The 24,177-nt window shown below is 67.8% G+C and carries 23 protein-coding genes; 13 read left to right on the top strand and 10 right to left on the bottom strand.

All coding sequences use genetic code 11. The features are described from left to right. Window positions 1-4 precede the first annotated feature (4 nt). Entirely contained in the window at window positions 5-949 is a 945-nt protein-coding gene (locus tag IRT45_RS29270) for an ATP-binding cassette domain-containing protein (RefSeq protein WP_194809051.1), read from the top strand. Beyond that, window positions 946-1,713, top strand: a complete 768-nt coding sequence (locus IRT45_RS29265) for an ABC transporter permease (protein WP_194809050.1) — start codon at window positions 946-948, stop codon at window positions 1,711-1,713. Before IRT45_RS29270 ends, IRT45_RS29265 begins: the two co-directional genes overlap by 4 nt. On the opposite strand, the gene IRT45_RS37220 is transcribed toward IRT45_RS29265, so the two are convergent. Next, window positions 1,697-4,990 carry a BTAD domain-containing putative transcriptional regulator gene (locus IRT45_RS37220; protein WP_228535426.1) on the bottom strand — a complete coding sequence of 1,098 codons (3,294 nt, stop codon included), beginning with the start codon at window positions 4,988-4,990 and terminating at the stop codon, window positions 1,697-1,699. The two genes, IRT45_RS29265 and IRT45_RS37220, sit on opposite strands and share 17 nt — an antisense overlap. Window positions 4,991-5,305: 315 nt before the next feature. Between IRT45_RS37220 and IRT45_RS29255 the strand changes: the two genes are divergently transcribed. Then, window positions 5,306-5,950, top strand: a complete 645-nt coding sequence (locus tag IRT45_RS29255; RefSeq protein WP_194809049.1) for a DUF4097 family beta strand repeat-containing protein — start codon at window positions 5,306-5,308, stop codon at window positions 5,948-5,950. Window positions 5,951-5,996: 46 nt separating this feature from the next. Beyond that, window positions 5,997-7,223, top strand: coding sequence for a cytochrome P450 (locus IRT45_RS29250; RefSeq protein WP_194809048.1), 1,227 nt, complete (start codon window positions 5,997-5,999; stop codon window positions 7,221-7,223). 13 nt (window positions 7,224-7,236) lie between these two features. Here IRT45_RS29250 and IRT45_RS29245 read toward each other — a convergent pair whose 3' ends face one another. Next, entirely contained in the window at window positions 7,237-8,460 is a 1,224-nt protein-coding gene (locus IRT45_RS29245; protein WP_194809047.1) for an oxygenase MpaB family protein, read from the bottom strand. A gap of 149 nt (window positions 8,461-8,609) precedes the next feature. Between IRT45_RS29245 and IRT45_RS29240 the strand changes: the two genes are divergently transcribed. Beyond that, window positions 8,610-8,975, top strand: a complete 366-nt coding sequence (locus IRT45_RS29240; RefSeq protein ID WP_194809046.1) for a DoxX family protein — start codon at window positions 8,610-8,612, stop codon at window positions 8,973-8,975. A gap of 31 nt (window positions 8,976-9,006) precedes the next feature. On the opposite strand, the gene IRT45_RS29235 is transcribed toward IRT45_RS29240, so the two are convergent. Further along, complete coding sequence (locus tag IRT45_RS29235; RefSeq protein ID WP_194809045.1) at window positions 9,007-10,632, bottom strand: amidohydrolase; 1,626 nt, start codon at window positions 10,630-10,632, stop codon at window positions 9,007-9,009. Window positions 10,633-10,809: 177 nt separating this feature from the next. On the opposite strand from IRT45_RS29235, the gene IRT45_RS29230 reads away from it, so the two are divergent. Next, entirely contained in the window at window positions 10,810-11,490 is a 681-nt protein-coding gene (locus IRT45_RS29230; RefSeq protein ID WP_194809044.1) for a GAP family protein, read from the top strand. Between the two features lie 8 nt (window positions 11,491-11,498). Here IRT45_RS29230 and IRT45_RS29225 read toward each other — a convergent pair whose 3' ends face one another. After that, window positions 11,499-12,062, bottom strand: a complete 564-nt coding sequence (locus IRT45_RS29225; protein WP_194809043.1) for a hypothetical protein — start codon at window positions 12,060-12,062, stop codon at window positions 11,499-11,501. Between the two features lie 390 nt (window positions 12,063-12,452). Here IRT45_RS29225 and IRT45_RS29220 point away from each other — a divergent pair, with 390 nt between their 5' ends. Together IRT45_RS29220 and IRT45_RS29215 are read left to right on the top strand one after the other, a co-directional pair. Beyond that, entirely contained in the window at window positions 12,453-13,151 is a 699-nt protein-coding gene (locus IRT45_RS29220; RefSeq protein ID WP_194809042.1) for an NAD(P)-dependent oxidoreductase, read from the top strand. A gap of 140 nt (window positions 13,152-13,291) precedes the next feature. After that, a complete protein-coding gene (locus IRT45_RS29215; protein ID WP_036504911.1) occupies window positions 13,292-14,131 on the top strand; it encodes a mycofactocin-coupled SDR family oxidoreductase in 840 nt (279 codons plus the stop codon). A gap of 27 nt (window positions 14,132-14,158) precedes the next feature. On the opposite strand, the gene IRT45_RS29210 is transcribed toward IRT45_RS29215, so the two are convergent. Further along, entirely contained in the window at window positions 14,159-14,443 is a 285-nt protein-coding gene (locus IRT45_RS29210; protein WP_194809041.1) for a hypothetical protein, read from the bottom strand. 212 nt (window positions 14,444-14,655) lie between these two features. On the opposite strand from IRT45_RS29210, the gene hpnE reads away from it, so the two are divergent. Continuing rightward, window positions 14,656-16,014 (top strand): hydroxysqualene dehydroxylase HpnE, encoded by a 1,359-nt coding sequence (gene hpnE / locus IRT45_RS29205; RefSeq protein ID WP_375540165.1) that lies wholly within the window; start codon window positions 14,656-14,658, stop codon window positions 16,012-16,014. A gap of 5 nt (window positions 16,015-16,019) precedes the next feature. Here hpnE and IRT45_RS29200 read toward each other — a convergent pair whose 3' ends face one another. Continuing rightward, complete coding sequence (locus IRT45_RS29200; protein WP_194809040.1) at window positions 16,020-16,565, bottom strand: HAD domain-containing protein; 546 nt, start codon at window positions 16,563-16,565, stop codon at window positions 16,020-16,022. A 329-nt stretch (window positions 16,566-16,894) separates the two neighbouring features. On the opposite strand from IRT45_RS29200, the gene IRT45_RS29195 reads away from it, so the two are divergent. Together IRT45_RS29195 and IRT45_RS29190 are read left to right on the top strand one after the other, a co-directional pair. Beyond that, a complete protein-coding gene (locus IRT45_RS29195; protein WP_309241203.1) occupies window positions 16,895-17,560 on the top strand; it encodes a GNAT family protein in 666 nt (221 codons plus the stop codon). 192 nt (window positions 17,561-17,752) lie between these two features. Further along, entirely contained in the window at window positions 17,753-18,316 is a 564-nt protein-coding gene (locus IRT45_RS29190) for a hypothetical protein (RefSeq protein WP_228535424.1), read from the top strand. A gap of 2 nt (window positions 18,317-18,318) precedes the next feature. Here IRT45_RS29190 and IRT45_RS29185 read toward each other — a convergent pair whose 3' ends face one another. The 4 genes from IRT45_RS29185 to IRT45_RS29170 are packed head-to-tail and all read right to left on the bottom strand — an operon-like array spanning window position 18,319 to window position 21,893. After that, window positions 18,319-19,311 (bottom strand): glycine betaine ABC transporter substrate-binding protein, encoded by a 993-nt coding sequence (locus IRT45_RS29185; RefSeq protein ID WP_194809038.1) that lies wholly within the window; start codon window positions 19,309-19,311, stop codon window positions 18,319-18,321. Further along, complete coding sequence (locus IRT45_RS29180; RefSeq protein ID WP_194809037.1) at window positions 19,308-20,063, bottom strand: ABC transporter permease; 756 nt, start codon at window positions 20,061-20,063, stop codon at window positions 19,308-19,310. The genes IRT45_RS29185 and IRT45_RS29180 overlap by 4 nt, the downstream gene beginning before the upstream one ends. Continuing rightward, the gene (locus IRT45_RS29175; protein WP_309241202.1) at window positions 20,060-21,250 is read right to left on the bottom strand and encodes a betaine/proline/choline family ABC transporter ATP-binding protein; all 1,191 of its coding nucleotides are present in this window, start codon (window positions 21,248-21,250) and stop codon (window positions 20,060-20,062) included. Before IRT45_RS29175 ends, IRT45_RS29180 begins: the two co-directional genes overlap by 4 nt. Further along, window positions 21,243-21,893, bottom strand: a complete 651-nt coding sequence (locus IRT45_RS29170; protein ID WP_194809067.1) for an ABC transporter permease — start codon at window positions 21,891-21,893, stop codon at window positions 21,243-21,245. The genes IRT45_RS29175 and IRT45_RS29170 overlap by 8 nt, the downstream gene beginning before the upstream one ends. Before the next feature lie 173 nt (window positions 21,894-22,066). On the opposite strand from IRT45_RS29170, the gene IRT45_RS29165 reads away from it, so the two are divergent. Together IRT45_RS29165 and IRT45_RS29160 are read left to right on the top strand one after the other, a co-directional pair. Beyond that, window positions 22,067-22,675, top strand: a complete 609-nt coding sequence (locus tag IRT45_RS29165; RefSeq protein WP_194809035.1) for a CHAP domain-containing protein — start codon at window positions 22,067-22,069, stop codon at window positions 22,673-22,675. Window positions 22,676-22,854: 179 nt separating this feature from the next. Beyond that, window positions 22,855-23,985, top strand: coding sequence for a hypothetical protein (locus tag IRT45_RS29160; RefSeq protein WP_194809034.1), 1,131 nt, complete (start codon window positions 22,855-22,857; stop codon window positions 23,983-23,985). Window positions 23,986-24,177 lie beyond the last annotated feature (192 nt).

The following is a 24,177-nucleotide window of genomic DNA, read 5'->3' as shown; positions in this document are numbered from 1 at the left end:
CCCCATGAACAGCACAGCAATTGCCGCCTCCGGGTTGCGGAAGGCATACGGGGACAAGACGATCCTCGACGGGATCGATCTGACCATCGAGGCCGGGACCATCTTCTCGCTGCTCGGTCCGAACGGGGCCGGCAAGACGACGACCGTGAACGTGTTGACCACGTTGGCGAAGGCCGACGGCGGGACGGCGCGAATCGCGGGGCACGATCTCGCCACCGAGGGCAAGGCCGTGCGGGCGGCGATCGGGGTGACCGGGCAGTTCGCCGCGGTGGACGATCTGCTGACGGGGGAGGAGAACCTGCGCCTGATGGCGGGCCTGCATCGCCTGCGCGGAGATGCGGGCAAGCGGGTGGTGGCCGACCTGCTGGAGCGATTCGATCTGGTGGAGTCCGCGGGTAAGCGCGCGGCGACCTATTCCGGCGGTATGCGCCGGAAGCTGGATCTGGCGATGACGCTGATCACCAAACCGCAGATCGTCTTCCTCGACGAGCCGACCACCGGACTGGACCCGCGCAGCCGGCGCACGATGTGGGACATCGTGCGGGAGTTGACTTCCGAGGGTGTGACGATCTTCCTCACCACCCAGTACCTCGAGGAAGCCGACCAGCTGGCCGACCGGATCGCGGTACTCGACCAGGGGCGCATCGTCGCCGAAGGCACACCCGACGACCTCAAGCGCCTGGTGCCCGGCAGCCACATCCGGCTTCGTTTCACCCAACCCGGGGAACTGGATGTCGCCGCGCGCAGCCTGCCCGGCGCCACCCGTGACGACAGCGCGCTGACCCTGCGCGTCCCCGGCAACGGCGGCACGAAATCCCTGCGCCACCTTTTGGATCGGCTCGCCGAGTCCTCGGTCGAGGCCGAGGAGGTCACCGTCCACACCCCCGATCTCGACGACGTTTTCCTTTCCCTGACCGGTCACGCGACCACGGAGGTTTCCCCGCGATGAGTACGATCACCATGCCCGCATCGCTGTCCGACGCGTCGATGATGTTGGGCCGCAACTTCACCCACATCGCCCGCACCCCCGTCACCATCTTCAACGCCGCACTGATGCCGGTCGTGATGATGCTGATCTTCGTCTACGTCTTCGGCAATGCCTTCGATGTCGGCGGCCATTACATCGATTACGCCACACCGGGTTTGATCCTGCTGGCCATCAGCTACGGCCTGTCCGGCACCGCGGTGTCGGTGAGCTCCGATATGGCGAAGGGCATCATCAACCGGTTCAAGGTCATGGACGTCTCCCGCAGCGCCATCCTGATCGGTCATGTGGCGGCGACCATGCTGACCAACCTGGTCGCCATCGCGGCCGTCATCGGTGTGGCCTTCGCGCTGGGGTTCCGACCGCCGGCCAGTGCGACGGACTGGCTCGCCGCCGTCGGCATCATGGTCGCGACCTCGTTCGCGGCATCCTGGCTCACCGTCGCACTCGGAATGGCCGCGAAAACACCGGAATCCGCCGGTATGAGCGTGGTGCCGCTGATCATGCTGCCCTTCGTGAGCAGTGCGATCGTGCCGGCCGACAAGATGGGCCAGGGTATCCGGCAGTTCGCGCAGTACCAGCCGTTCACGCCGATCATCGAATCGCTGCGCGGATTTCTCGAAGGCCACCCGTCCGGCGGTTATACGGCCGCCGCGCTGGCCTGGTGCGCCGGATTCGCCGTGGTCGGATTCCTCTGGTCGCGTGCCACGTTCAACAAGCGAGCGTAGTCGCCACCAATTCCTCCCAGTTTCCCTCTGCCCCTTCCTTCGTCGCCTCGGTGAACCGCTGGTCACCGAGGCGGCGTCGTGCTGTCTGCTCGATCCGCGCCACATCCGGCTGAGACCGGTCGACCAGGCCGCGAATCGCGGCGCTGGCCGCCAGCAACCGGACCGCCTGTTCGTCCTGCTCGGCCCGCGACGCCAGATCCGCGATCCCCACCAGTATCAGGGCGGTGAGAGGTGCGTAGCCGGCGCCGGTCGCGGCGCGGAACGCCGCGGCGTGCAGCGTACGAGCGGCATTCAGATCTGTTGTGAGACAACCCATCTGGTGGTTCCGTAAGGCGTCGACGTAGCTCTGGCCGGCGTCGCTGCCCTGCGCGGACGTCGCGATCTCGATCTGCCGGAGGGCCTGTTCCGTATCGCCCTGCCACCGCGCCAGCTCCGCCTTCGTGAACGCGAATTCGGCCAGTGCGTTCGGCCAGGCGGACCGGTCCGCGTACCGCTGCGCTTCGGACATGGCGTCGGCACTCGCCTCCGCATCGCCCTGCAGCCAATACAGTTGAGCCTGGCGCGCCCGGATCAGGAACACGTCCTCGATGGCGCCGACTTCGGTGACCACCGCGATCGCCTCGTCCAGATAGGCACCGGCCGTGGCGAATTCGCCGCGCATGGCGATCCTGTTGGCCAGTTCGGTCAGCGCGAACGACATGCCCCAGCGCTCGCCGAGCGCCCGGAACTCCGCCAGTGCCGTCTCGAGATGGTCGTCGGCTTCCCGGCCGGGGAAGCCGAGGGCGATGCGCGCCTTGCCCACCTGCAGCCGTGCCAGCGCCCGCACCCAGGGATCGTCGTGGGTGAGCAGCGGTTCGAATGCGGTCAGGAATTCGTCTCCGCCGCGCAACATGCGCTCCAACGCGCCGATGAAAGCCAGTAGCGGATAGTCGGATTCGCCGTTCCGGCCGAGCTGGTAGGCCTTGTGGACCCATTCCGCCACCTGGTGTTCGTCGTTCGGCCCGGAACTCATGAAATGCACGATCAAGCCGTAGACCCTGGCCCGGAATTCGTCGTCACCCGAATCGTTTGCGGTGCAAGCATTCTCGCTGCCGCCTTCGTGCCCGCCGATGCGTGCTGGGTCGTTGGCGGCACTGTCGAGGGCACTGCGTGGTGACGCTTCGCTGCCGCCTTCGTGCCCGCCGATGCGTGCTGGGTCATTGGCGGCACTGTCGAGGGCACTGCGTGGTGACGCTTCGCTGCCGCCTTCGTGCCCGCCGATGCGTGCCGCGGCGGTGATCAGTTCCATACCTTCGGCTTTGTGCCCGCCGAGCCACCAGTACCAGCCGGCGGCCGCCGCGAGCCGCATCGCTCCCGCCGCGTCGTCGTCGGCGAGCGCGCCGCGCAGGGCCAGCGCGATGTTGTCGTGTTCGGCCTCGAGCCTCGCGAGCCACTCCAGCTGCTCGGCGCGGCGCAGATGCGGCTCCGCGGTCTCGGCGAGCGTCGTGAAGTACGAAAGATGCTGCCGTCGTAGAGGTTCCGATTCGCCCGCCTCGACCAGGCGATCGTCGGCGTACCGCCTGATCGTCTCGAGCATCCGGTAGCGGGGTTCGCTGTCGGCCGCCGTGAGCAGCAGCGACTTCTCGGTCAGCGCCGTCAGCAGTTCGAGCACCTCCCACTGCTCGACTTCCCCCGGTGCGCCGGATACGCCCGCGCAGATCTGCTCGGCGGCCTCGAGACTCGCGCCGCCGGCGAACACCGCCAGCCTGCGCAGCACCATCCGCTCGGCATCGGTGAGCAGCTCCCAGCTCCAATCGACCACCGCGCGCAACGTCCGGTGCTGCGGGATGGCGGTGCGGCTGCCGCCGGTGAGCAGGCGGAAGCGATCGTCGAGGCGGTCGGCGAGTTGGTCGAGCGACATGGTGCGCAACCGGGCCGCGGCCAGTTCGATGGCGAGCGGTATGCCGTCGAGGGCGCGGCAGACGCGCGCGATGGTCGACAGGGTGCCGGGATTCGCCGTATCCAGATCGGTGCGGATCGCACCGGCCCGGTCGCGCAACAACTGCACGGCGGGGGAGGATTCGATCTCGGCCGGATCCGCGTCCTCGGCGGGCAGTGCCAGCGGTGCTACCTGCCACAACGCCTCACCGGTGATGCCCAGTGGTTCCCGGCTGGTGGCAAGGATCCGCAGACCCCGGCATTCTCCGAGCACCCGGTGGGCGAAGGCCGCCGCCGCATCGATCACATGCTCGCAGTTGTCCAGGACCAGCAAGGTCTCGCGATCGCGAATCGCCGCGACGAGCCGGTCCATCGGTTCCGCGTCCGGTGCCCCGCCGAGCAGGGCGTCCCGGAGCCCGAAGGCGGCGAGGGCCGATTGCGCCACGTCTCCGCTGGCCCCGACGGAGGCCAGTTCCACCAGCCACGCCCCGTCCGGCAGATCGTCGAGCAGGGTGCGCGCGGTCTCCAGCGCCAACCGGGTCTTCCCCGAGCCGCCGGGACCGGTCAAGGTGGTGAGCCGATGGTTCGCGATGAGTTCGCGCACGGCGGCGATATCGGTGTATTTGCCTACATAGGTGGTCAATTCGGCGCGGAGGTTGGTCTTGCGTTCGGTGTCTCGGGGCCCCGCTTCGCCCCGCAGCAGAGCCACGTGCAGATCGGACAGTTCCGGTGCGGGATCCACGCCCAGGGTGTCGGCGAGTGCCTCCCGAGCTCGCTGATAGACCAGCAGCGCCTCGGCGCCGCGCCCGGCGGCGGCCAATGCCCGCATCAGTGCGGCGACCAACCGCTCCCGGACCGGATGCCGGGCGACCGACTCGGTGAGTTCGGCGACCAGATCCGGTCCGCGACCGAGACGGATCTCGGCTTCGTACAGATCTTCCAGCGCGGCCAGATGCAAACCCTCGAAGCGGGTGACCACCGCCGCGACCGCCTCGTTGTCGCCGGCATCGAGGTCCTGCATCGGCGCCCCGCGCCACAGGTCCAGGGCCTCGCGCAGCAGGTGCGTCTGCCGGACGACGTCACCGCCGCGGGCCTGATCGAGAAGCCGTTCGAACCGCAACGCGTCGACCGTGCTCGGGTCCACTGCCAGCCGATAACCGCCCGCCTGCGCGTCGAGCGAACCGTCCGGCAGCACCCGCCGCAACCGGGAGACCAACGCCTGCAACGCATTCGCGGCATCGGCGGGTGGTTGCTCGCCCCAGATCCAGTCGACCAGTGACGCTTTCGGGACCGCGCGGCCCGGTTCGAGTGCGAGGGCGATCAGCAGCGCCCGCAACCGGACGCCCGGTATTTCGATCATTTCACCGTCATCTGCCCGGATGTCGAGCGTTCCAAGCATCCCGATTCGCACCCCGATCATTCTGCCGTGGCCGGCCGACCGGTGTGAGATCGCCCGGCCCAGGGCTGACAAGAGCTCGTGCGACATCACATTCGACCGCCTCGACCAGCGGAAACATGATGTCAGCGGGCATGTCAGGCCGGCGTCAGCCCGATATCAGCCGGGGTGGCGACAGTAGTTCTCGTGAACAGCACAGCGATCCGCCCCGCGGACCGGTTCACCGGCCGGATCACCCGATCCCGCCGCCCGATTCCCAGCAGAACCCAGGAGAACACCATGTCTACTTTCCAGACCCCGGAACCGATCGCCGTCGCCGTCGAGGTGCTGTCCGGCAACGTCACCGTCATCGCCTCCGATCGCACCGACACCGTCGTCGCGGTCCGCCCCGCCGATCCGGCCAAGAAGGCCGATGTGCGCGCCGCCGAGCAGACTCGGGTCGACTTCGCCGACGGCACCCTGACCGTGACGACGCCGAAGGACTGGCGGACCTACACCCCCTTCGGCGGCAATCCGTCGATCGAGGTGACCATCGAGGTGCCGACCGGCTCCCGCGTCCAGGGCACCGCCGGTGTGGGCCGAATCCTCGGCGCCGGCGAGCTCGGCGACTGCGTGCTGGAGGTGTCGGCCGGTGACATCGTCGTCGAGCGTCCGCTCGGTTCGGTGACCGCGAAGACCGCCCAGGGCAATATCCGGATCGGCGAGGCCACCCGCGGTGTGCTGCGGCTGGAGACCTCGGTGGGCGATCTGGAGGTCGGCATCCGTCCGGGGAGCGCGGCGCGGCTGGAGACCATGGTCGCGAGCGGCGCCGTGCACAACCAGCTGGGGCCGGTCGACGGCGCCCAGGACGACGAGCACACCGTGCGGGTGTACGCGCGCAGCGCCCTCGGCAACGTCGTTATCCAGCACGCGTCCGCCGCCTAGTTCCCCTCGATCTCCGCCGATCCATCTCTCCCGAGAGGAAAACGCCATGACCCGAACGGTTTCGGTCCCGCACGGCCTGCCCATGGACCGCAATGCGGGCCCCTTCGATCCGCCCCGCGAGATCACCCGGCTGCGTGATGCTCACCCCGTCAGTCCGATGATCTTTCCCGACGGACACGAGGGCTGGCTGGTCACCGGCTACGACGAGGTGCGCAGCCTCCTGGCCGACTCCCGGTTCAGCTCACGTCAGGACATCGGCGTTCTGCATGTGCCCTACGAGATTCCGGGCATGCCCGCCGCCACCGAGCCCTCACCGCAGATCCCCGGCGTGTTCATCGCGATGGACGCGCCGGACCACACCCGGTTGCGGCGCAAGCTCGTCGGCGCCTTCACCGTCAGACGGATGAAGCAGCTCGAAGACCACATCGTGGACATCGTCGAGGCGCAATTGGAGGCGATGGCGCGGCTGACCCCGCCGGTCGATCTGGTAGCGGAGTTCGCCCTGCCGGTGCCCTCGCTGGTGATCTGCGAACTGCTCGGGGTTCCCTACGAGGATCGCGACACCTTCCAGGTCAACTCGGCCAAGTTCCTCGTCAAGGACCAGGCGCTCGAGGAGAAGATGGCGGCCTACGGCGCGCTGACGTCCTATCTCGCCGAACTCGTCGTCCGCAAGCGCGCCGAACCGGGTGAGGACATCCTCTCCGACCTGGCCCGCCACGACGATCTCACCGTCGAGGAACTGACCGGCATCGCCTTCCTGCTCCTGCTGGCGGGGCACGAGACCACCGCGAACATGCTGGGGCTCGGCACCTTCGCGCTGCTCGAGCATCCGGAACAGGCGGCGGAGCTGCGTGCCGATCCGGCCCTGGTTCCCGATGCGGTCGAAGAACTCATGCGCTACCTCTCGGTCGCCGACATCTTCTACCGCTACGCCACCGAGGACATCGAGCTCGGCGGCGAAACCATCGGCAAGGGTTCGACCGTCGTCGTCTCGCTGCTGGCCGCCAATCGCGACCCACGCCGCTTCGACGACCCCGACACCCTCGACGTGCACCGCACGGCCCGCGGCCACCTGTCCTTCGGGCACGGCATGCACCTGTGCCTCGGCCAGCAACTCGCCCGGATCGAGATGCGCGCCGGATTCGCCGGCCTGCTACGCCGCTTCCCGACCCTGGCCCTGGCCGTCCCGGCCGATGCGGTGAGGTTGCGGACCGATATGAATATCTATGGGGTGCACGAACTTCCGGTGACATGGACGGATGTCGCGGAGTAGCCGGGCGAGCGGTTCAGGCGGCCGGGGTGATGTGCTCGGCCGACCCGCCGATCACCGCGGCGTCGGGGCCGGCGAGGGTGCGGATGAACGACAGTTGCGCGGCCCGGCCTTCGGCTACGACGCGCTCGAACTGCCCGGGAATCAGCCGGGCCCGCGCCGACCGCGCGAGGTTGATCGGTATGCGCAGCACGGGATACCAGGGCAGGGTGCGACTGGGCAGTCCGAGTCGTTTCATCGCGGACGGGCCCAGATACATCATCGCGATCGACAGATGCTGGGATCGGGCGATCCGTCGCCGCAGCCCCTGCAGATGGTCGTAGTGCCAGCCGAGCGGTTCGTCGCGCATCGGGATCGCGAGCTGGCGGGAGGTGTCGTCGGGGTTCGTGATGGCGGTCAACGTGTGGTAGAGAATGCGGACGCTGTCGCGAAAGTCGGTGGGCAGGAAGCGTTCCTCGACACCCATCACCCAGCCGACGTAGCGGGCGAGATGGGCCATGGCGTCCGCGTCGCGGGGCGTGATCACGACTCCCATGCCGATGGCGCCGATCATCGGAGCGATCACCGCGCCGACCAGTGTGGCGGCCATATCGGTCTGATTGATCGGCAGTCCCCACTCCTCGGCCCGCCAGTCCGGCATCGCGGCCACGTGCCGGCGCACCAGCGAATGGATCAGCCGGACGTGCACGGTCGAGCGAAAACCGCTGCCCCGCAATGCCATTCCGCCGGGTGCGGTGACATCCATCGCCCACTGAGTGGTCTCGGCGAACCGTTTCGCCGGGCCTTTCTCCAAGGCGCCGGTGCGCAGCAGGGTCTTGTTGAAACCGGAGGCCAGGTAGCCGCCGAGGAACGACATGTCGCGGGCGACGTAGATCCCGTCGCGGCCGCCGAGACAGGAGACGCGCTCGGCATGGCGGATCTTTCGCCGATCGACCCACTCGGGCACCGTTTCGACGTATTCGAAGAATTCGCGCAGCGGCTCCGGGGCTTCCGGCACCGCGGCGATGCCCTCCCGCAGGGCGCGTTCGAACAGCGGCCGGGTAGTGGCCATCCCCTCGCGGTACATCCACTCGACGAGCTCGTCCATCGGCCGGTCGCCCACGGTCAGGGCCTCGCCCAGCTCGCGAAATTCCTCCGGGCCCGGTGTGCTGAGCCCGAGCATCCGGGCGAGGGTGCCCAGGCCGGGGCCCGGAACGGGGCGCGGTGCGCTCGGGTGCCGCAGCGGAACGGTGGGCGTCACGGGGTCCTCCTCATCGAAGATCTGGCAAGATCCTCTACCAGAAATTCGTTTTTGGCAAGGTCGCCTGCCAGAAGTGAGGCGCAGATGCGCTGCTGCACTATTCCGGCGGATGATGCTGCTGCTTACTGTTCGTAACTTGGGAGGCTGCGGTGGAAATCGCGTACTGGATCGTCGGGGCGCTGCTGGCGGTGTTCTACCTCTACTCGGGCGGAATCAAGATTCTGCGGTCGAAGGATCAGCTCCGGCCGATGATGGGGTGGATCGATACCGTGCCACTGGGGCTGGTGCGCGGCATCGGTGTGAGCGAGGTGCTCGCCGCGGCCGGGCTGATCCTGCCGCCGCTGACCGGCATCGCCGTGGTTCTCGCGCTCGTGGCCGCCGTCGGATTGGCGCTGGTGCAGGTCGGTGCGCTCGTGCTGCATCTGCGCCGCGGCGAGGTGAAGCTGATCGGCCTGAATGTCGTCCTGCTGGTACTCGCCGTCATCGCCGCGTGGTTGTCCACCGTGTGGTTGTGAGCGATACGCTCGCGAATTCGGCCCGCGCCGATCAGGTTTGGGGCACGCGGTCGCTCACGAGTCGTCCCGCCAGATAGGTCGCCCGAACCTCCAAGGCTGCGATGTCTTCGGGCGCGACTGCCCAGGGATCGTCGGACAGCACGACCATATCCGCGTACTTACCGACCTCGAGCGATCCGATGACGTCGTCCGAGAACAGTTGCCATGCGGCATCTATCGTCTGCGCCCGGATCGCCTGCTCGACGGTCAATCGCTCCTGCGGGGCCAGGACGCGACCGCTCGGCGCCGTCCGTGTCACCGCGACGCTGATGTTGCGCAACGGTTCTTCCGGAGTGACCGGAGGATCGTTGTGCAACGAGATCCGCAGTCCGGCCGCCACGGCGCTGCCCGCCGGCATCCAGAGCGAACCGTGTTCGGGTCCGAACAGGCCGTCCACGAGAACATCGCCCCAGTAATGGATTTGGTCGACGAAGAAGCTGCACGTCACGCCGAGTTCGGCGGCGCGGCGGAGCTGGTCGGGCCGGATCGCGCTGCAATGTTCCAGGCGCAGCCGGTGATCGGTGCGCGGATACCGGTCCAGGACGTCGGCGTAGACATCGAGGATCATGTCGATCGCGACATCGCCCATCGCGTGGCAGGCCATCGGCCAGCCCTGGGGGAAATACGCGTGCACGATCTCGCGCAGCTGGTCGGCGGTGTAGTTGGCGTGGCCGCACGAGCCGGGGATGACACCGATGGTGCGAGTGGCGTCGGTGTCGAGGTACGGGAACGACAGCGCGATATTGCCGATCCACGGTGAGCCGTCGACCCAGATCTTGATGCCGACCTGTCGCAGCATGTCGTCGCCGGCACCGGGCGTCACCGCGGTGGTCATGTCCGGGTTGGAGATCTCGTAGGTCCGGAACCGGACGGTCAGCTCGTCGGCGGCGCGCATCCCCTCGAGCACCGGGCGAAATCGTGGACTGAACGCCATTTCCGAACACGTCGTCAGTCCCGCCCGGTTCAGCCGCGCACATTCGGCGCGCAGCATCGCGGGGTAGGCGGCGGGATTGGCGATGGCCCCGGCCACCAGTGGAAATACCGCACCCGTCTCGTAGGCGCGGCCGTCCAGCGCACCCTCGGCATCGTGGCCGAAGGCGGCGCCCTTCGGGTTCGGTGTCGTGTGGTCGATGCCGGCCTGTTGTGCCGCAGCCGAATTGAAGTAGGCGAGGTGTCCGGAATTGTGCAGAACGACCAGCGGGTGGGCGGGCGCGATATCGTCCAACCAGGCCAGGGTCGGCTCCGGAAGTCCGTGCTGCAACAACGGATCCCATCCCACCAGGTAGGCGCCCTCGGGTCCGCGGTCCGCGACCTCCCGCCGGATCGCGTCGACGACCCGGCCGGCGTCGGTCGTGGTGACCGGCCGGATATCGACCATCCGGTCCGAGAGCACGATCGCTTCCATCAGCGGATGCCCGTGGGCCTCCACGAATCCGGGCAGCAGGCACCCCTCGCCGATGTCCACCACTTCGGTCGCGTCCGCGATCCACGACCTCAGTTCCTTCCGGCTGCCGACAGCGGCGATCCGGCCGCCGGCGACCGCCACACCCTGCGCGCGCGGTCGGCGCTCGTCGACGGTGACCGTGGTGCCCAGGACTACGAGATCGGCGGCCGACATCGCGCCTCCATATCCGAAATACCGACTAGGGAATCTCTGGCAATTCCAGCTGAGGGCCTCAAGTATGGCCTATAGTCCCAGCTAGATTGGCGGAAATGGTCGCAGTTTCGAACCTGTAACCACATTACAGCGAGTTCTTGGCAAATATTCGCTCGGGTGGGGCGAAAGGAACGGCGGATGGGCACCGTGATCGGCAGGACCCTGCCATTGGCCGCCGCGATCGCGGTGAGTCCGCTGCCGCTGATCGTCGCGGTGCTGATGCTGGTGTCCGGGCAGGCGCGAGCGAAGAGCAGCGGATATCTGCTCGGGCGGATCTGCGGATTCGCGGTGCTCGTCGCCGCGGTGGCGCTGCTGATCGGCGCGTCCGCCGCCGAACATCTGCATCCGCATCACGCCTCGACCGCGACCTCGCTCATCCGGCTCTGCTGCGGGATCGGGCTGCTCGGTATCGCGGTGTGGTTCGGGTACCAGCGCACACGCGGCGAGGAGAAGCCGCGGAAACTGTGGGACCGAGTCGACCGCGTGACTCCGGTGGGCGCCTTCGGACTCGGCGTGGCGTTCGTGATCGTCGATGTCAGCACGCTCGTGCCCGCCGTCATGGGCGGGCTCGATATCGCGGAGGCGCGGCTTTCGGCGCCCAGAGCGCTGGGCGCCGGTGCGATCTTCCTCGTGATCGCGCTGGCCTCGTGCATCGCGCCGGTCGCCGCCTACCTGGTCGCGGGCGATCGGCTCGACCGACCCCTGGCCACCACCAAGACCTGGTTGGTCGCCAACGATCGAACCGTGATGATGGTGCTGCTGGTCCTCGTGGGAACGATGCTGATCGGCCGGGCGATCGAAGCCTTGACGTCGGGATAGCCTGCGGTTCAGTCCCGCCCCGTATCCCACGCGGACGTGCCGAGCAGCCCCGGATAAGTGGCGAGCAGTGCGAGAAGGCTCGTCACCAGCCGTGGATCCCAGTGGCCGTCGACGCGCAGGACGTCGTCGGAGAAGTCCAGCGGCACCGTGCCGTTCGCGTTGTCGCGCCAGCGGATCCGGCGGGGCATGCGAGCGAGGTCGCCGTCGCCGCCGCCGAGGAAGATCGACGCGACGATGAGTACGCCGAGGGCCAGTTGGATCGGGAAGAACAGCCACCACACGACCCACCAGCCGGACTGGCCTTTGTGGCCGACGAGCGGTTCGCGGCCCACCGGGGTGACCGTCCAGCGCGTGCGGAACCGTCCGCCACGGCATCCCGGCTCCCGAACCACGGTGCCGACGGGTTCGCCCGCGGCGCCCAGGATGTCGAAGTGTGCGGTTCCGCGGCGTTCGGCACTCTTGGTGACGACGCGAGCGAACATTCGGCGCCGGTCGGTGTCCGCCCAGAGGACGAAGGCCCGGCCACCCTGTTTGCGCAGGTCGTCGTATTCCGCGAATCCGTCTGCGGGCATATCGCGCTCCGCGTAGACGGGAGCGATTGCGGGCCCGGTGTTTCCGTGTCCGTCCGGCCGGCCGGACGTGCCGGAGATCCTCCAGACCGATCCGCGCCTGTTCGTTCGTATATCGGCGGCCTTCCCCATCGACAGCCTCATCCCAATCCCTCCCCGCCGAGACGGCCCTTCGATCCGACAAGCGGTGAAGAGCCTACCGTTTGCCTGCGGCACGCCGCTGCGCCGACGTAGACGTCACGGAGCAATCGGTGACCACCGCCGGTGATGCAGATCACCGTCGCGGGTTGTTACGCGATGAGCGCGGCGGGCGTCTTGTGTGCGTCCAGGCAACGAGGGTTCGGCGGCTGTCTCGCCGTCGCCGGTCCGCCTCCTCTGTCCGAAGGAAAGACCATGCGTATCACGATTTTCGGGGCCAACGGTCCCACCGGTCGCCGGCTCACCGCCCAGGCTCTGGCGGCCGGGCATCAGGTCGCGGCGGTGACGCGGCGGCCGGGCGAATTCCCGCTGCGCGATGATCGGCTCGAGGTGATCGGCGCCGATGTCCTCGATCCGGGGGCGGTCGACACCGCGGTGAAGGGGCGGGATGCGGTGCTGTCCGCGCTCGGGGTGCCGCCGAGCAAGGAACCGATCACCACCTACTCCGACGGTGTGTCGAACATCGTGACGGCGATGCGGCGCCACGGCGTGCGCCGGATCGTGGTGGTGAGTTCGGCCGGGGTCGATCCGCGCCCCTACAGCGAGGGCGGCTTCCTCTTCAACCGGCTGCTGGTGCCGTATGTGACGCGGGTGGCGGGCAAGACGCTGTACGACGATATGCGGCGGATGGAAGCGCTGCTGCGCGACAGTGATCGGGACTGGACGGTGGTGCGCCCGAGCGGACTCTACGACCGTCCCGACGTCACCGATTACACGATGGTCGAGGGGCACGCCGACGGGATATTCACCGCCCGTAGCGATCTCGCCGCGAGCATGCTGGCCGCCGTCACCGAGGGTCGCTTCGTCCGCGCCGCGGTTGGGGTGATCACCACAGATTCCGGCAATCCCACCCTGCTGCGGTGGATCCGGCAGCAGGCGAGCGCCGGCCACTGAACCGCACGGGCGCCGGGTGTGGAAATTTCATTCTCGATGTTGGAGAATCCCATTAGCAAGTGAGCGATCGCTCGGCGCGGGTGGTCGGCAATCCGACATCGGGCATCGGTGTGCTCGAGTGGCAATGAACGAGGTGCGTTATGGCTGGGCGGGTAGAGGGCAAGGTCGCCTTCATCACTGGTGCGGCACGCGGCCAGGGACGAAGTCATGCGGTGCGGCTCGCGGAGGAGGGCGCCGACATCATCGCCGTCGACGTCTGCAAACCGGTGAGCGGCACCGATCTGATTCCGTCCTCGACCCCGGCCGATCTGGCGGAGACGGTGGAGCTGGTGAAGGGTCTCGGGCGCCGCATCGTCACCGCCGAGGTCGACGTCCGCGATTTCGACGCGTTGAAGGCCGCCGTGGACAACGGGGTCGAGCAGTTGGGCCGGCTCGACATCATCGTGGCGAACGCCGGCATCGGCAACGGGGGTGCGACCCTGGCCGAAACCAGCGAGCAGGACTGGAACACGATGATCGGCATCAACCTGGAAGGGGTCTGGAAGACGGTGAAAGCCGGTGTACCGCACCTGATTTCCGGCGGAAACGGTGGCTCGATCATCCTGACCAGTTCGGTCGGCGGACTCAAGGCCTATCCGAACACCGGGCATTACGTCGCCGCCAAGCACGGTGTGGTCGGCCTGATGCGGACCTTCGCGGTCGAACTGGGCGCGAATTCGATCAGGGTCAATTCCGTGCACCCGACCAACGTCAACACCCCGATGTTCATGAACGAGGGCACGATGAAGATGTTCCGCCCGGATCTGGAGAATCCGGGCGTCGAGGATTTCGAACCGGTGGCGAAGTTCATGCACGTGCTGCCGGTCGGCTGGGTGGAGCCGGTGGATATCAGCAACGCGGTGCTGTTCCTGGCCTCGGACGAATCGCGCTACATCACCGGCCTGCCGGTGACCGTCGACGCGGGCAGCATGCTCAAGTAGGCGTGCGCCGCGCCACCGTGCACTCCGCTAGGCCCCGCCGAACCCGCGGTAGGGGCTCAGCGGGATCACGGTGAATTCGGAAACTCCGGCCGCGGCCATGGGCAGTTGCGCGACGATGGTATTCGCCTGTTCGGCATCGGCCGCCTCGATCGTGAAGCAGGCGCCGGCGATATCGCCGCGCAGCCAGATCTGGCGGACCACGCCGTCGAGGTAGAGCTTGCGAACATGGTCGGTTTCAGCCGGGAGCACCTCCTCGAAGTCCGCATCGCTGAACGTCTCGGTGCGCCGGCGGGAGAGAACCATGAATTGCATTGCGACTCCGGATCTTGTCGAGTTGAGGCGACCATTCTCCCTCGCCGACGGCCGACGGAGCATGCGCCGGGTGAGAGAATGTGACATCTTTTCGCTCACCGTTGACCGTCGATGGTGACCTGCCTACAGTGATCGGAACCCGCTCTGTGCGGCTCGGCCTTCGGATCGCGGTCGCCGCGGGTCGAAACTCGCTGTTGCACACGGAGGATCGGATGAACGACGCTCGTCGGTTCGTGGTGATCGGTGGCGGTCTGGCCGGGCTGGCCTCGGCCGTCTGGCTGGCCGAGGCCGGCAAGCGAGTGACACTGCTGGAACGCCGGGCCCGGCTCGGTGGTCGCACCCAGGCGATGACTGTCGCCGAGGTCGGCGATACTCCCGACAACGGCCAGCATGTGATCGCCAGCGGATACCACCACCTCTTCCGGTACCTCGCGAGCGTCGGCACCGAGAAGTACCTGGAATTCCCCGCCGGAGGCACGCTGCGCTGGCCGGACGGTCGCGCAACGGCGTTGCACACCAGAGGTATCCGGGCGTTCGGCACCTTGCTGGGCGCCCATCCGGATGCCGGGCTGGGTGAGCGACTGGCCGCGGCGCGGGCGACGATGCGGCTGGGTCTGCAATGTCTGTTCCAGCCCGCGGATCTGGCCGACATCACCACCGAGCAGTGGTTCGAGCGCATCGGTATGCCCGCGAAAGCCCGTGAAGCGCTGTGGGATTGGCTCGCGCTGGGCATCGCTGCCGAGCCGGTGCAGCGCGAATGCGCGAAGGTCTTCGCCGATGTGCTGGCCACCGGCATTCGGCTGGGGGTGCGGGATCGGCGCGCGGTCACCATCGGCTATCCGACCGTCGACCTCGATACGCTCTACATCACCGGTGCGGAGGACGTGTTCCGCCGCCACGGCGTCGAGGTCCGCTATCGCGCGGTGGCGGACCGGATCCGGATCGAGGACGGGGCGGTGACCGGTGTCGATCTGGTGGACGGCAGCACGGTCCCGGCCGATGCCGTGATCTGCGCCGTACCCAATTCCCGGATCCACGGCCTGCTCGACGATCTGCCCGAACACGCCGAAATCTACGCCGCCGCAGACAAATTGGGTGCCACCCCGATCGTCAGCACCAATCTGTATCTGGACCGCCCGCTCGGCACCCGCAGCGCGATGGAGGCGATCATCGGCGGAACCGGGGTGATCGACGAGGTGTTCGACCGGCAGCGCATGCACGGCCGCGAACCGGACGGCACCTGGCTCTACTGCCTGACCACCAGCGGCGCCTACGAGCAGATCCACAAGAGCAGCGACGACATCCTCGACGAGCAGATGGCACTGCTGCGCCGCTACTACCCCGACGCGGCTGATGCGCGGGTGGTGCACGGTCATGTGGTCAAGATGCCGAAGGCGACCTTTTCCCAGGCCCTCGGCACCGACGGGTTGCGGCCGGATCAGCGCACCTCGGTGCCCACACTGATGCTGGCGGGGGACTGGACCCGCACCGACTGGTCGGCCACCATGGAAAGCGCTGTTCAGAGCGCCTCGAAGGCGGTGGCGGCGCTGCTGCGACTGCCGCCGCTCTAGCGAGCTCACGGCCCGCGAAGCGGCTCCAGGAACGCCCTGGCGACCTCGAGGTGGTCGGACGTCAGACCGGTGTGCCGATCGACCGGGACGAGCAGGGTGGGTGCGACGGTATCGGTGCGGCGCTGGGCCCAGCCCTGGTCGGCGGGCTGGAATTCGTCGTCGAACCAGCACAGCGGCCGACGTCCGGCCCAGCGGTCGATGGTCGGAAGCTTTCCGTGGTGGCCCTCGCGATGCCGAATTCCGGTGTCCTCGAAGATGATCACTTCCAGCGGCGGCAGTCCGAGCACGGGACCGAGGACCGTATTCGCCGCGTACTCCCATGCGGTCGCCCACACGAGTTCGGCATCGGTGATCGCGGCCAATTCCAGCAGTCGCGCACCGACGGCGGCATCGAGCAGCACCTGCTGGTCGATGGGCGGAATCGCGGCAATGATGCTGTGCTGCAACACATACGGCCGGTAGCCGTGCGGGGGCGGATGGGTGGGCCGGGGGTAGGGATTGAGGGGGCCATCGACATCGAGCAGGATCGCCGCGCGTGATGTTTCGGTCATGACGCCCCCCGTTCGCTCCTACCAGGCTACGACGTCACATCGGGAGGAGTCCGCCACTCGCGGCAACGGTTTCATGTCGACCCGATAACCGGGCGAACGCACCGAAAAAGGCGCCGAAAACCGCCCAACGACGCGCCGAGCGACACGCGAGCAATCCCGTAAAATTTAAGCCGCACCTGCATTGACGACGGCACACGTTCGGTTATCGTTCATCTCACTGTCCGATGCTGCTGCCGGCGCGCCAGGACTGGTCGTCGATCCGGAGCGTTGTAGGCCGGTGTGACGATCGTTGGGCGTTACCGGAGTCCGTCCCGAAAGATCGAGGGAACGTGCCTGCACCCGTCATCCTGACCGGCCGCCTCGTGCGGCTGGAACCTTTGGCACCGCACCATGTTCCGGGGCTCGCCGAGGCGGGCGCCGCGGATCGCGATGCATTCGCGTTCACCCCCGTACCGCACGGCCCCGCCGAGGCGGCGGACTACGTCGCCCAGGCCGCGGCGGCGCACGCGGTCGGTTCGGCACTGGCCTTCGCGGTCGTCGCCACGGCCGACAACCGGGTCCTGGGTTCGACGCGCTTCTGCCGCTTCGACTACTGGCAGGGGCCGATGGTATGGCCGGTCGTGCACGGGATGCCCACCGGAGATCCACTGCTCGCGGTGCCCGATGCCGCCGAGATCGGCAATACCTGGCTCTGCGCACAGGCGCGCGGCGCCGGTATCAATCTGGAGTCGAAACTGTTGCTGCTCGAGCACGCCTTCGACGTGTGGCGGGTCCGGCGGATCGCGCTGCGCGCCGATGTGCGAAACGTCTGCTCGCGCAAGGCGATCGAGCGTCTGGGCGCGACCAGCGATGGCGTCCGCCGGGCACATTCGCGCGGCTTGGACGGCACCGTGCGCAGCACCGCGTTCTATTCCATCCTGGACGAGGAATGGCCGGCGGTGCGCCGGCGCATCGATACGGAGCTGGGCGGACTCCCGCGGCTGCTGAACGCCTGATCGCACGGACGAAGCAACCGGATAGCGAATTCCGGATGTCGCGTCGTGCCCCCGGCTCCTATAATTCATGGCACAACGGTCGGACGTCGAGGAGATCGGTCCGAGTCGGGTAACTCGGCGGCCGGCGCAGCTTCGGACCTCGTACCAGCGCGTTCGCGGGAGGGTCGCTCGCCCTCCCCTCCAGGAGACCGCATGTCCGACCCGATCACCACGCCCCAGCCCCCGCCCGCCGCGCCCCCTTCGCCCGATCGATCACATACGCGGATATGCCTGACCGATGCCGCCCACACCGGACCGATGGTGAGTTTGTTCCTGGTGCCGGAGCCGCGAGTCCGGGGCGCGTCCATGCTGCATCTGCTCGAGCAGGTGCCGGTGCGTGACGCGCCGGCGCCGGATCCCGAGCTGACCGCCGCACTGGAAGCGTCGACGCTGCCGGGCGCGGCAATTCGGTTGTTGCCCTGCGTCTCTCGGCATGCCGATGCGTCGCAGCTGCGTCACATCTTCCATGATCACTACATCGCCGACGGGCCGATGGGCCTCGACGTCTGCGATCCGGAGGAGATGGCGCGGCTGGCCGCGCTGCCCGAACGCGCGATCGGCCCGCGCCGCATCGACGACTTCGCCGACTACTCGGTGCGGCAGGCGATGCTGGCGGTCTTCCGCTATTTCGGTGTGGACCAGCGGATTCCGCTGATGTATCACGGCTATGCCGATCCGGGTGGTCGCTGGCTCGCGGTGCGGACGGCACTGGCCTGATCTCAGCCCGCGGTCACGAACCCCTGCCGGATCAGCCACTCGCGCGCGACGGTGGCCGGCTCGGCACCGTCGACGTCGACCTTCCGGTTCAACTCGGTGATCGTCTCGTTGGTGAGCAGCGCGGAGATGGGCGCCATGACCTGCGCCACCTGCGGATGCGCGTCGGCGAAGGATTTCCGCATCACCAGTGCCGCATTGTATTTGGGGAAGAAGTTCAGATCGTCGATGAGCTGCACCAGATTCAGCGCCTTGGTGCGGCCGTCGGTCGCGGTGACGTCGCCGAATTGACAGGTGCCGTTCGCGACGGCCGAATACACCAGCGAATCCTGCATGATCTGCTTGTGCACCTTGCCGAGGTCGATACCGTATTTGCGGGCCAGGCCCGGAAATCCGTCCTGGCGGACGCTGAATTCGGTCCCGAGGCAGGTCGGGCCAGTACTCGGGTCGGTATTCACCAGACGGGCATAGTCGGAGATCGTTTTCGCGCCGGTGCGGGCGGCGCTGCCCGCACCGGTGACCATCGTGTAGGTGTTGTTCATCGGGGCCGGATCGGCCCAGACCATGCCGTGTTGTGCGAGATCCGCATCGCGCACCGCCTCGAATTGCCGCGTGGAGTCGGGAATCGGTGTCTCGTTACCCAGATAATTGATCCATCCGGTTCCGGTGTAGTCGTAAGCGATATCGACCTGGCCGTGCAATTGCGCATCGCGCAGACTGTTCGATCCGGTGATATTGGTGAGATCACGGACCTGAGCTCCGGCGGCGGTGAGCGCGAATTCGATGAGGTAGCCGAGGATGTTCTGCTCGGTGAAATCCTTGGAGCCCACGGTGATCTGCACACCGTCGAGGGCGGGAATCGGCTCGATACTGCCCGGCCCGACCGGCAGCGGTACGGCGCCGCCGGCCTCGAGACCGCAGGCAGCGGCCACGGCGACCAGCAGCGTCGCCGCCGCGGTGGCCGCGCGTCGCGCTGCGCCGCTTGCCCGCCGCTTCATCGCAACCCCCGTGGTCCGAGAAATTGTTCGGCGAGCGCACCCAGCCAGTCGACCAGCAGTGCCAGCGCCACCGCGAGAATCGCTCCCACCCACAGGGTTACGTTGTCGCGCAGCTTGTAGCCGGTGTCGATCAGAATCCCCAGACCACCGGCGCTGACCAGGAACGACAGTGTGGCCGTGCCGACCGCCAGCACCAGCGAGGTACGTAGCCCGGCCAGGATGTAGGGCACCGCGAGCGGGAATTCGATGCGGCGCAGCACTGTCATCGCCGACATGCCCTGCCCTCGGCCGGCGTCGACGAGAGCGGGATCGACCTGCTGATATCCCAGAATCGTATTGCGCAGCACGGGAAGTAGCGCATAGAACGCGATCGGCGCGACCCCCACCCAGAAGCCGGTCTTCTCGGTCCACAGATAGGTGAGCACGATCAGGCCGATCGCCGGTGCCGCCGCACCGATATTGGCGACGCCGACGAACAGCGGTGTGAGACGCCGGTAGCGCGGCCGAGTCAGCAAGGTGCCCAACGGAACCGAGACCGCGACGACGATCAGCACCACGGTCGCGGTGATCGCCACGTGCTGGCGGACCACAGTGCCGATGGTGGTGGGATTGATACTGGCCTGCTGCGTCGCGGTGAGGGTGCGGTCGAAAGCCCACACCAGCACGCCGGCCGCCAACGCCACGGCCAGCACCGGCTGGATGAACAACCGGATCCGGTCGGCGCGCCGCTCGTGTCCGCGGGCGGGGCTCATGGCCGGTCACCCGAATCGACTGTGGCCGAAAGATGTTCGGCACGGGTGCGGGACAGGTGTGCGACCAGGGTGTCGATCGCGACCAGCCCGGCGTATTCACCCCGCGGCCCGGTCACGACGGCGTTGGCGGTACTTTCGGCGAGCAGGGTCTCGAGCGCCGCCTGCAGCGTCGAATCCGCCGTGACCGTGCCGGTCACCGGGGCACCGGCGTCGCGCAACGACTGTGCTTGCGCCAGTTGGCCTTCGGACACCCAGCGCAGCGGCCGGCCATCCGAGTCGAGGATCAGGCCCCACTTCCACTCCTGTGTGGCCAGCGCCGCGCGCAGCCTATCGACCGGATCGTCCTGCGCGGCCGTGGCGCAGTTGCCCAGTTCCACATCGGCGACCCGGACCAGCGTCAGCTGTTTGAGAGCGGCGTCGGCGCCGACGAAACCGGCCACCGTCTCGTCGGCGGGGCCGGCGAGGATCGCGGCCGGAGTGTCGTACTGGAGGACGCGGGAACTGTTGCCGAGCACCGCGATTCGATCCCCGAGCTTGACGGCCTCGTTGAAATCGTGGGTGACGAACACGATCGTCTTGTGCAGTTCGGTCTGCAGCCGCAGCAGTTCGTCCTGCAGCAGACCGCGGGTGATGGGGTCGACCGCGCCGAACGGCTCGTCCATCAGCAGCACCGGCGGATCGGCCGCCAGCGCGCGGGCGACACCGACCCGCTGCTGCTGGCCGCCGGAGAGTTGGCGCGGATATCGGTTGCGGAAGGTCTCGGGGTCGAGGCCCACGAGATTCAGCATCTCGTCGACGCGGGCGCGCACCCGGGCGCGATCCCAGCCGAGCAGACCCGGCACCGTGGCGATGTTGCGGGCCACCGTCATATGCGGGAACAGACCCGCCTGCTGAATCGAATAACCGATCTGCCGCCGCAGCCGGTCCGGGTTCACCGCGGTCACGTCACGTCCGGCGATGGTGATCGTGCCCGACGTCGGTTCGATCAGGCGGTTGATCATCCGCATCGTGGTCGTCTTGCCGCAGCCCGAGGGGCCGACGAACACCACGATCTCACCCGCCGGAATCGTCAGCGAGATCCGGTCCACCGCCGGATCACGTTGGCCCGGATAGTGTTTGGACACCGCGTCGAGCACGATCTCCGCGGGTTGGTGGTCGGTGCGGTCGGCGGTCGCGGTATCAGTCACGGATTCCCCTCGAGGTGGTGAGCCGGCCGACGCCCACGAGGACGGCATCGAGCAGCAACGCCAGCACGATGATCAGCACCGTGCCGGACAGGGCCTGCGGGACGGCGGTCGGACTGCCCAGCCGGGCCAGGCCGGTGAAGATCAGATTGCCCAGCCCCGGACCCTTCGCATAGGCCGCCATCGCCAGAATGCCCATACTCATCTGGGTACTGATCCGCATCCCGGCCAGAATCGACGGCCAGGCCAGCGGCATTTCTATCCGGGCCAGGATGCGCACCCGGTTCATGCCGACCCCGCGCGCGGCATCCGAGACCGCCGGATCCACCGACGCCAGCCCGATGATGGTGTTGCGCAGAATCGGCAGCAGCGCGTAGAGCACCAGCGCGGTGACCGTCGGCCGCACGCCCAGGCCCAGTACGGGGATGAGCAGTCCCAGCAGCGCGAACGACGGCACAGTGAGGATGATGCTCGCCGCCGCCGTGGCCGCCGCCGAACCCCACGGGCTGCGATAGACCGCGATGCCCAGGCACACCGCCACCGCGGTCGCGATCAGCACCGATTGCACGACGGCCGATACGTGCAGGTAGGAATCGGTGAGCAGTTGTCTGCGATGGTCCACCAGAAAGGTCCACAGAGTATCCAGGGCGATGTCCTCCCAGAGCTCGGCGGCGTCCGAGCAGTCTATCGATCCCGCGCCGCGGGCGCAGGCAATGAGCGGGACCGGTGTGCGTCGGCGGCGACGGTGGCGGAACCATGGCGGTCCCTCGCGCGTCCTACATCTCAGGAGGTCGATTCCGGTCGGGGACGGAGGGATTCATGAGTACCACGCAGGATCGGAGGTTCGGGCGCACGCGCTGGACAGTGCTGTCGGTCCTGGTGGTGATCGGCGTGCTGGCAGTCGGTGTCGTGGTGGCTCTGCCCTGGTGGCACGATCGCACGGCCGCCATCGCCGGGCAGCTGCTGGACGATTTCCCGGATGTCGATGTCGCCGCGCTGGATTCGAATCGGAGTCGGATCGTCACGGTGCTGCGCACGGAATACGCGCATCCCGGCGACGGGCCCACATACGCAGAGGGCGTGGATGAGCCATGGTGTGCCGATTTCGTCAGCTGGACCATGCGTCAGGCCGGGCAGCCGCTGTCCAATCCGAATTCCGGATCGTGGCGGATTCCCGGTGTGGCGACCCTGCAGGAGTATTTCGAAGCGAACGGCCGATTTTCGGCGGTGGGTTCCGGATATTCGCCGCGCCCGGGTGATGTCGTGATCTATGCCCCCGGCAGCCCGTTCGGGCAGCACACGAATATCGTGCTGGCCGCCGGTGAGCACAGCCTGACCACGATCGGCGGTAACGAGCGGGGCTCGGTGCGCATTCACCGTTACGACCCGGCCGGGATTGCCGGTATCGTCGGATTCGGCCATATGTGAAACGTTTTCGTCCAGTGGCGGGCGATCGCGTCGGTGGGGGTGGTGCCGCGACACCGGACCCTACGATGTAGCTGGTGGCGCCCGGCAGCGCCGCCGTTGCGGGTCCCCGCCCTGGCGGCCCCTCATCGGGTAGGACGGGGAGCTGCGTGTGTAGGTGATCGGTGGAGGAGTGGGAGCAGATGGCAGAGCCGGGCGCGCACGACGAGGCCGAATGGATGGACTACTCCGAATTCGGCGAACGTTTCGTCGTCCACGCCGTCAACCGGGACCGGATCGAGGCCGCCGTGTCCGGGATGGCCGGACGGGGGATGAGTATCGGGCCGTTCTCGATCGGCCCGGCGGGACTGGCCGGCCTGGTGGCGGAGGGCAAGGTCGGCAAGCCGGTGATCGCCCGCAGCGAACCACACGTCACCTTCGAGGTCCGGGTGCCGGTGTCGATGCATCTCACGGTCACCCTCGGCGGACAGCAGTTCCGGATCGAAGCCACCGTCGAGATCGACCTCACCCTGCACGCGCGGACCGCCGATCCGCTGCTGATCGTCATCGACATTCCGCGAGTGCGTGCGCGCGACGTGAGTTTCGCCGTCCGGGCGGAGGCGGTCGGCGCCGCCGTCGACGTCCTGCTCGACCCGATCGCGAACCTGGTCCAGCGTGAGGTCGCGAGCCGGCTCAACGCCATGCTCGCCGATCCCGCGGCGCGGCGTGGGCGGGTATTCGATATCGAGGCGATCATGAACGGCACCCGTTCGGAGCATGTGCTGCGCACGGACTTCGAATGGATCGAGTACGCGGAGTTCGGGCGACGTTTCTTCCCGCTGATCGTCACCCCGGATCGGGTGCGCGACGTGGTGGAAGGTCTGGCCGGCCGCGCGGTCGAGGTGGGCCCGCTGCGCACCGGGCCCGGTGACGCGGCGACGGTCGAGGTGCGGGGGGCCGTGCGGATGCCGCGGCTGGCCCGGCGGGAGGGTGACCATCCGGTGTCGTTCGACCTGACCATTCCGGTCGGGCTCGACATCACCGTCGACGTGCTCAAGGCGAATCGGTATCGCGCGGAGGTGGAGGTCGGGTTGCTGCTGGTGGCGCGGGCCGCTGAACCGCTGCTCATCGTCATCGACGTGACGCCGCCGCGCAGCGCCGACGTCGTCGTCGACCTGCAGGCCGAGGGATGGCGCGCGAAGGTGCTGGGTTCGGTCGGCAAGATCCGCCGCCAGATCGCCGTGCAGGTCGCACAGGTCATTCGGGCGGAACTGGCAGACCCGCGGGGCCGCACCATCGACGTCGCCGGCCGCATCGATGCGGCCACCTCCTGACACCTGTTACTTGTGGTGTTGATGTGACCGGATTGGCCTAGCGGTTCATATGTGCATATGGTGAAATGAGTCCACGTTCGAGGCTTCCGGCGCGTGGATGACAGCACTGTTGTCGTCGGGGAAGGCGCGCCGGACACGCTTGCATTTGCACCGGTCCGCGGGGTGGCCGGCATCAGGTGAGATCTCTATATC

The organism is Nocardia sp. BSTN01 (genome assembly GCF_015354405.1).
GTDB lineage: Bacteria > Actinomycetota > Actinomycetes > Mycobacteriales > Mycobacteriaceae > Nocardia.
This window is presented reverse-complemented; position numbering and strand designations above follow the sequence as displayed.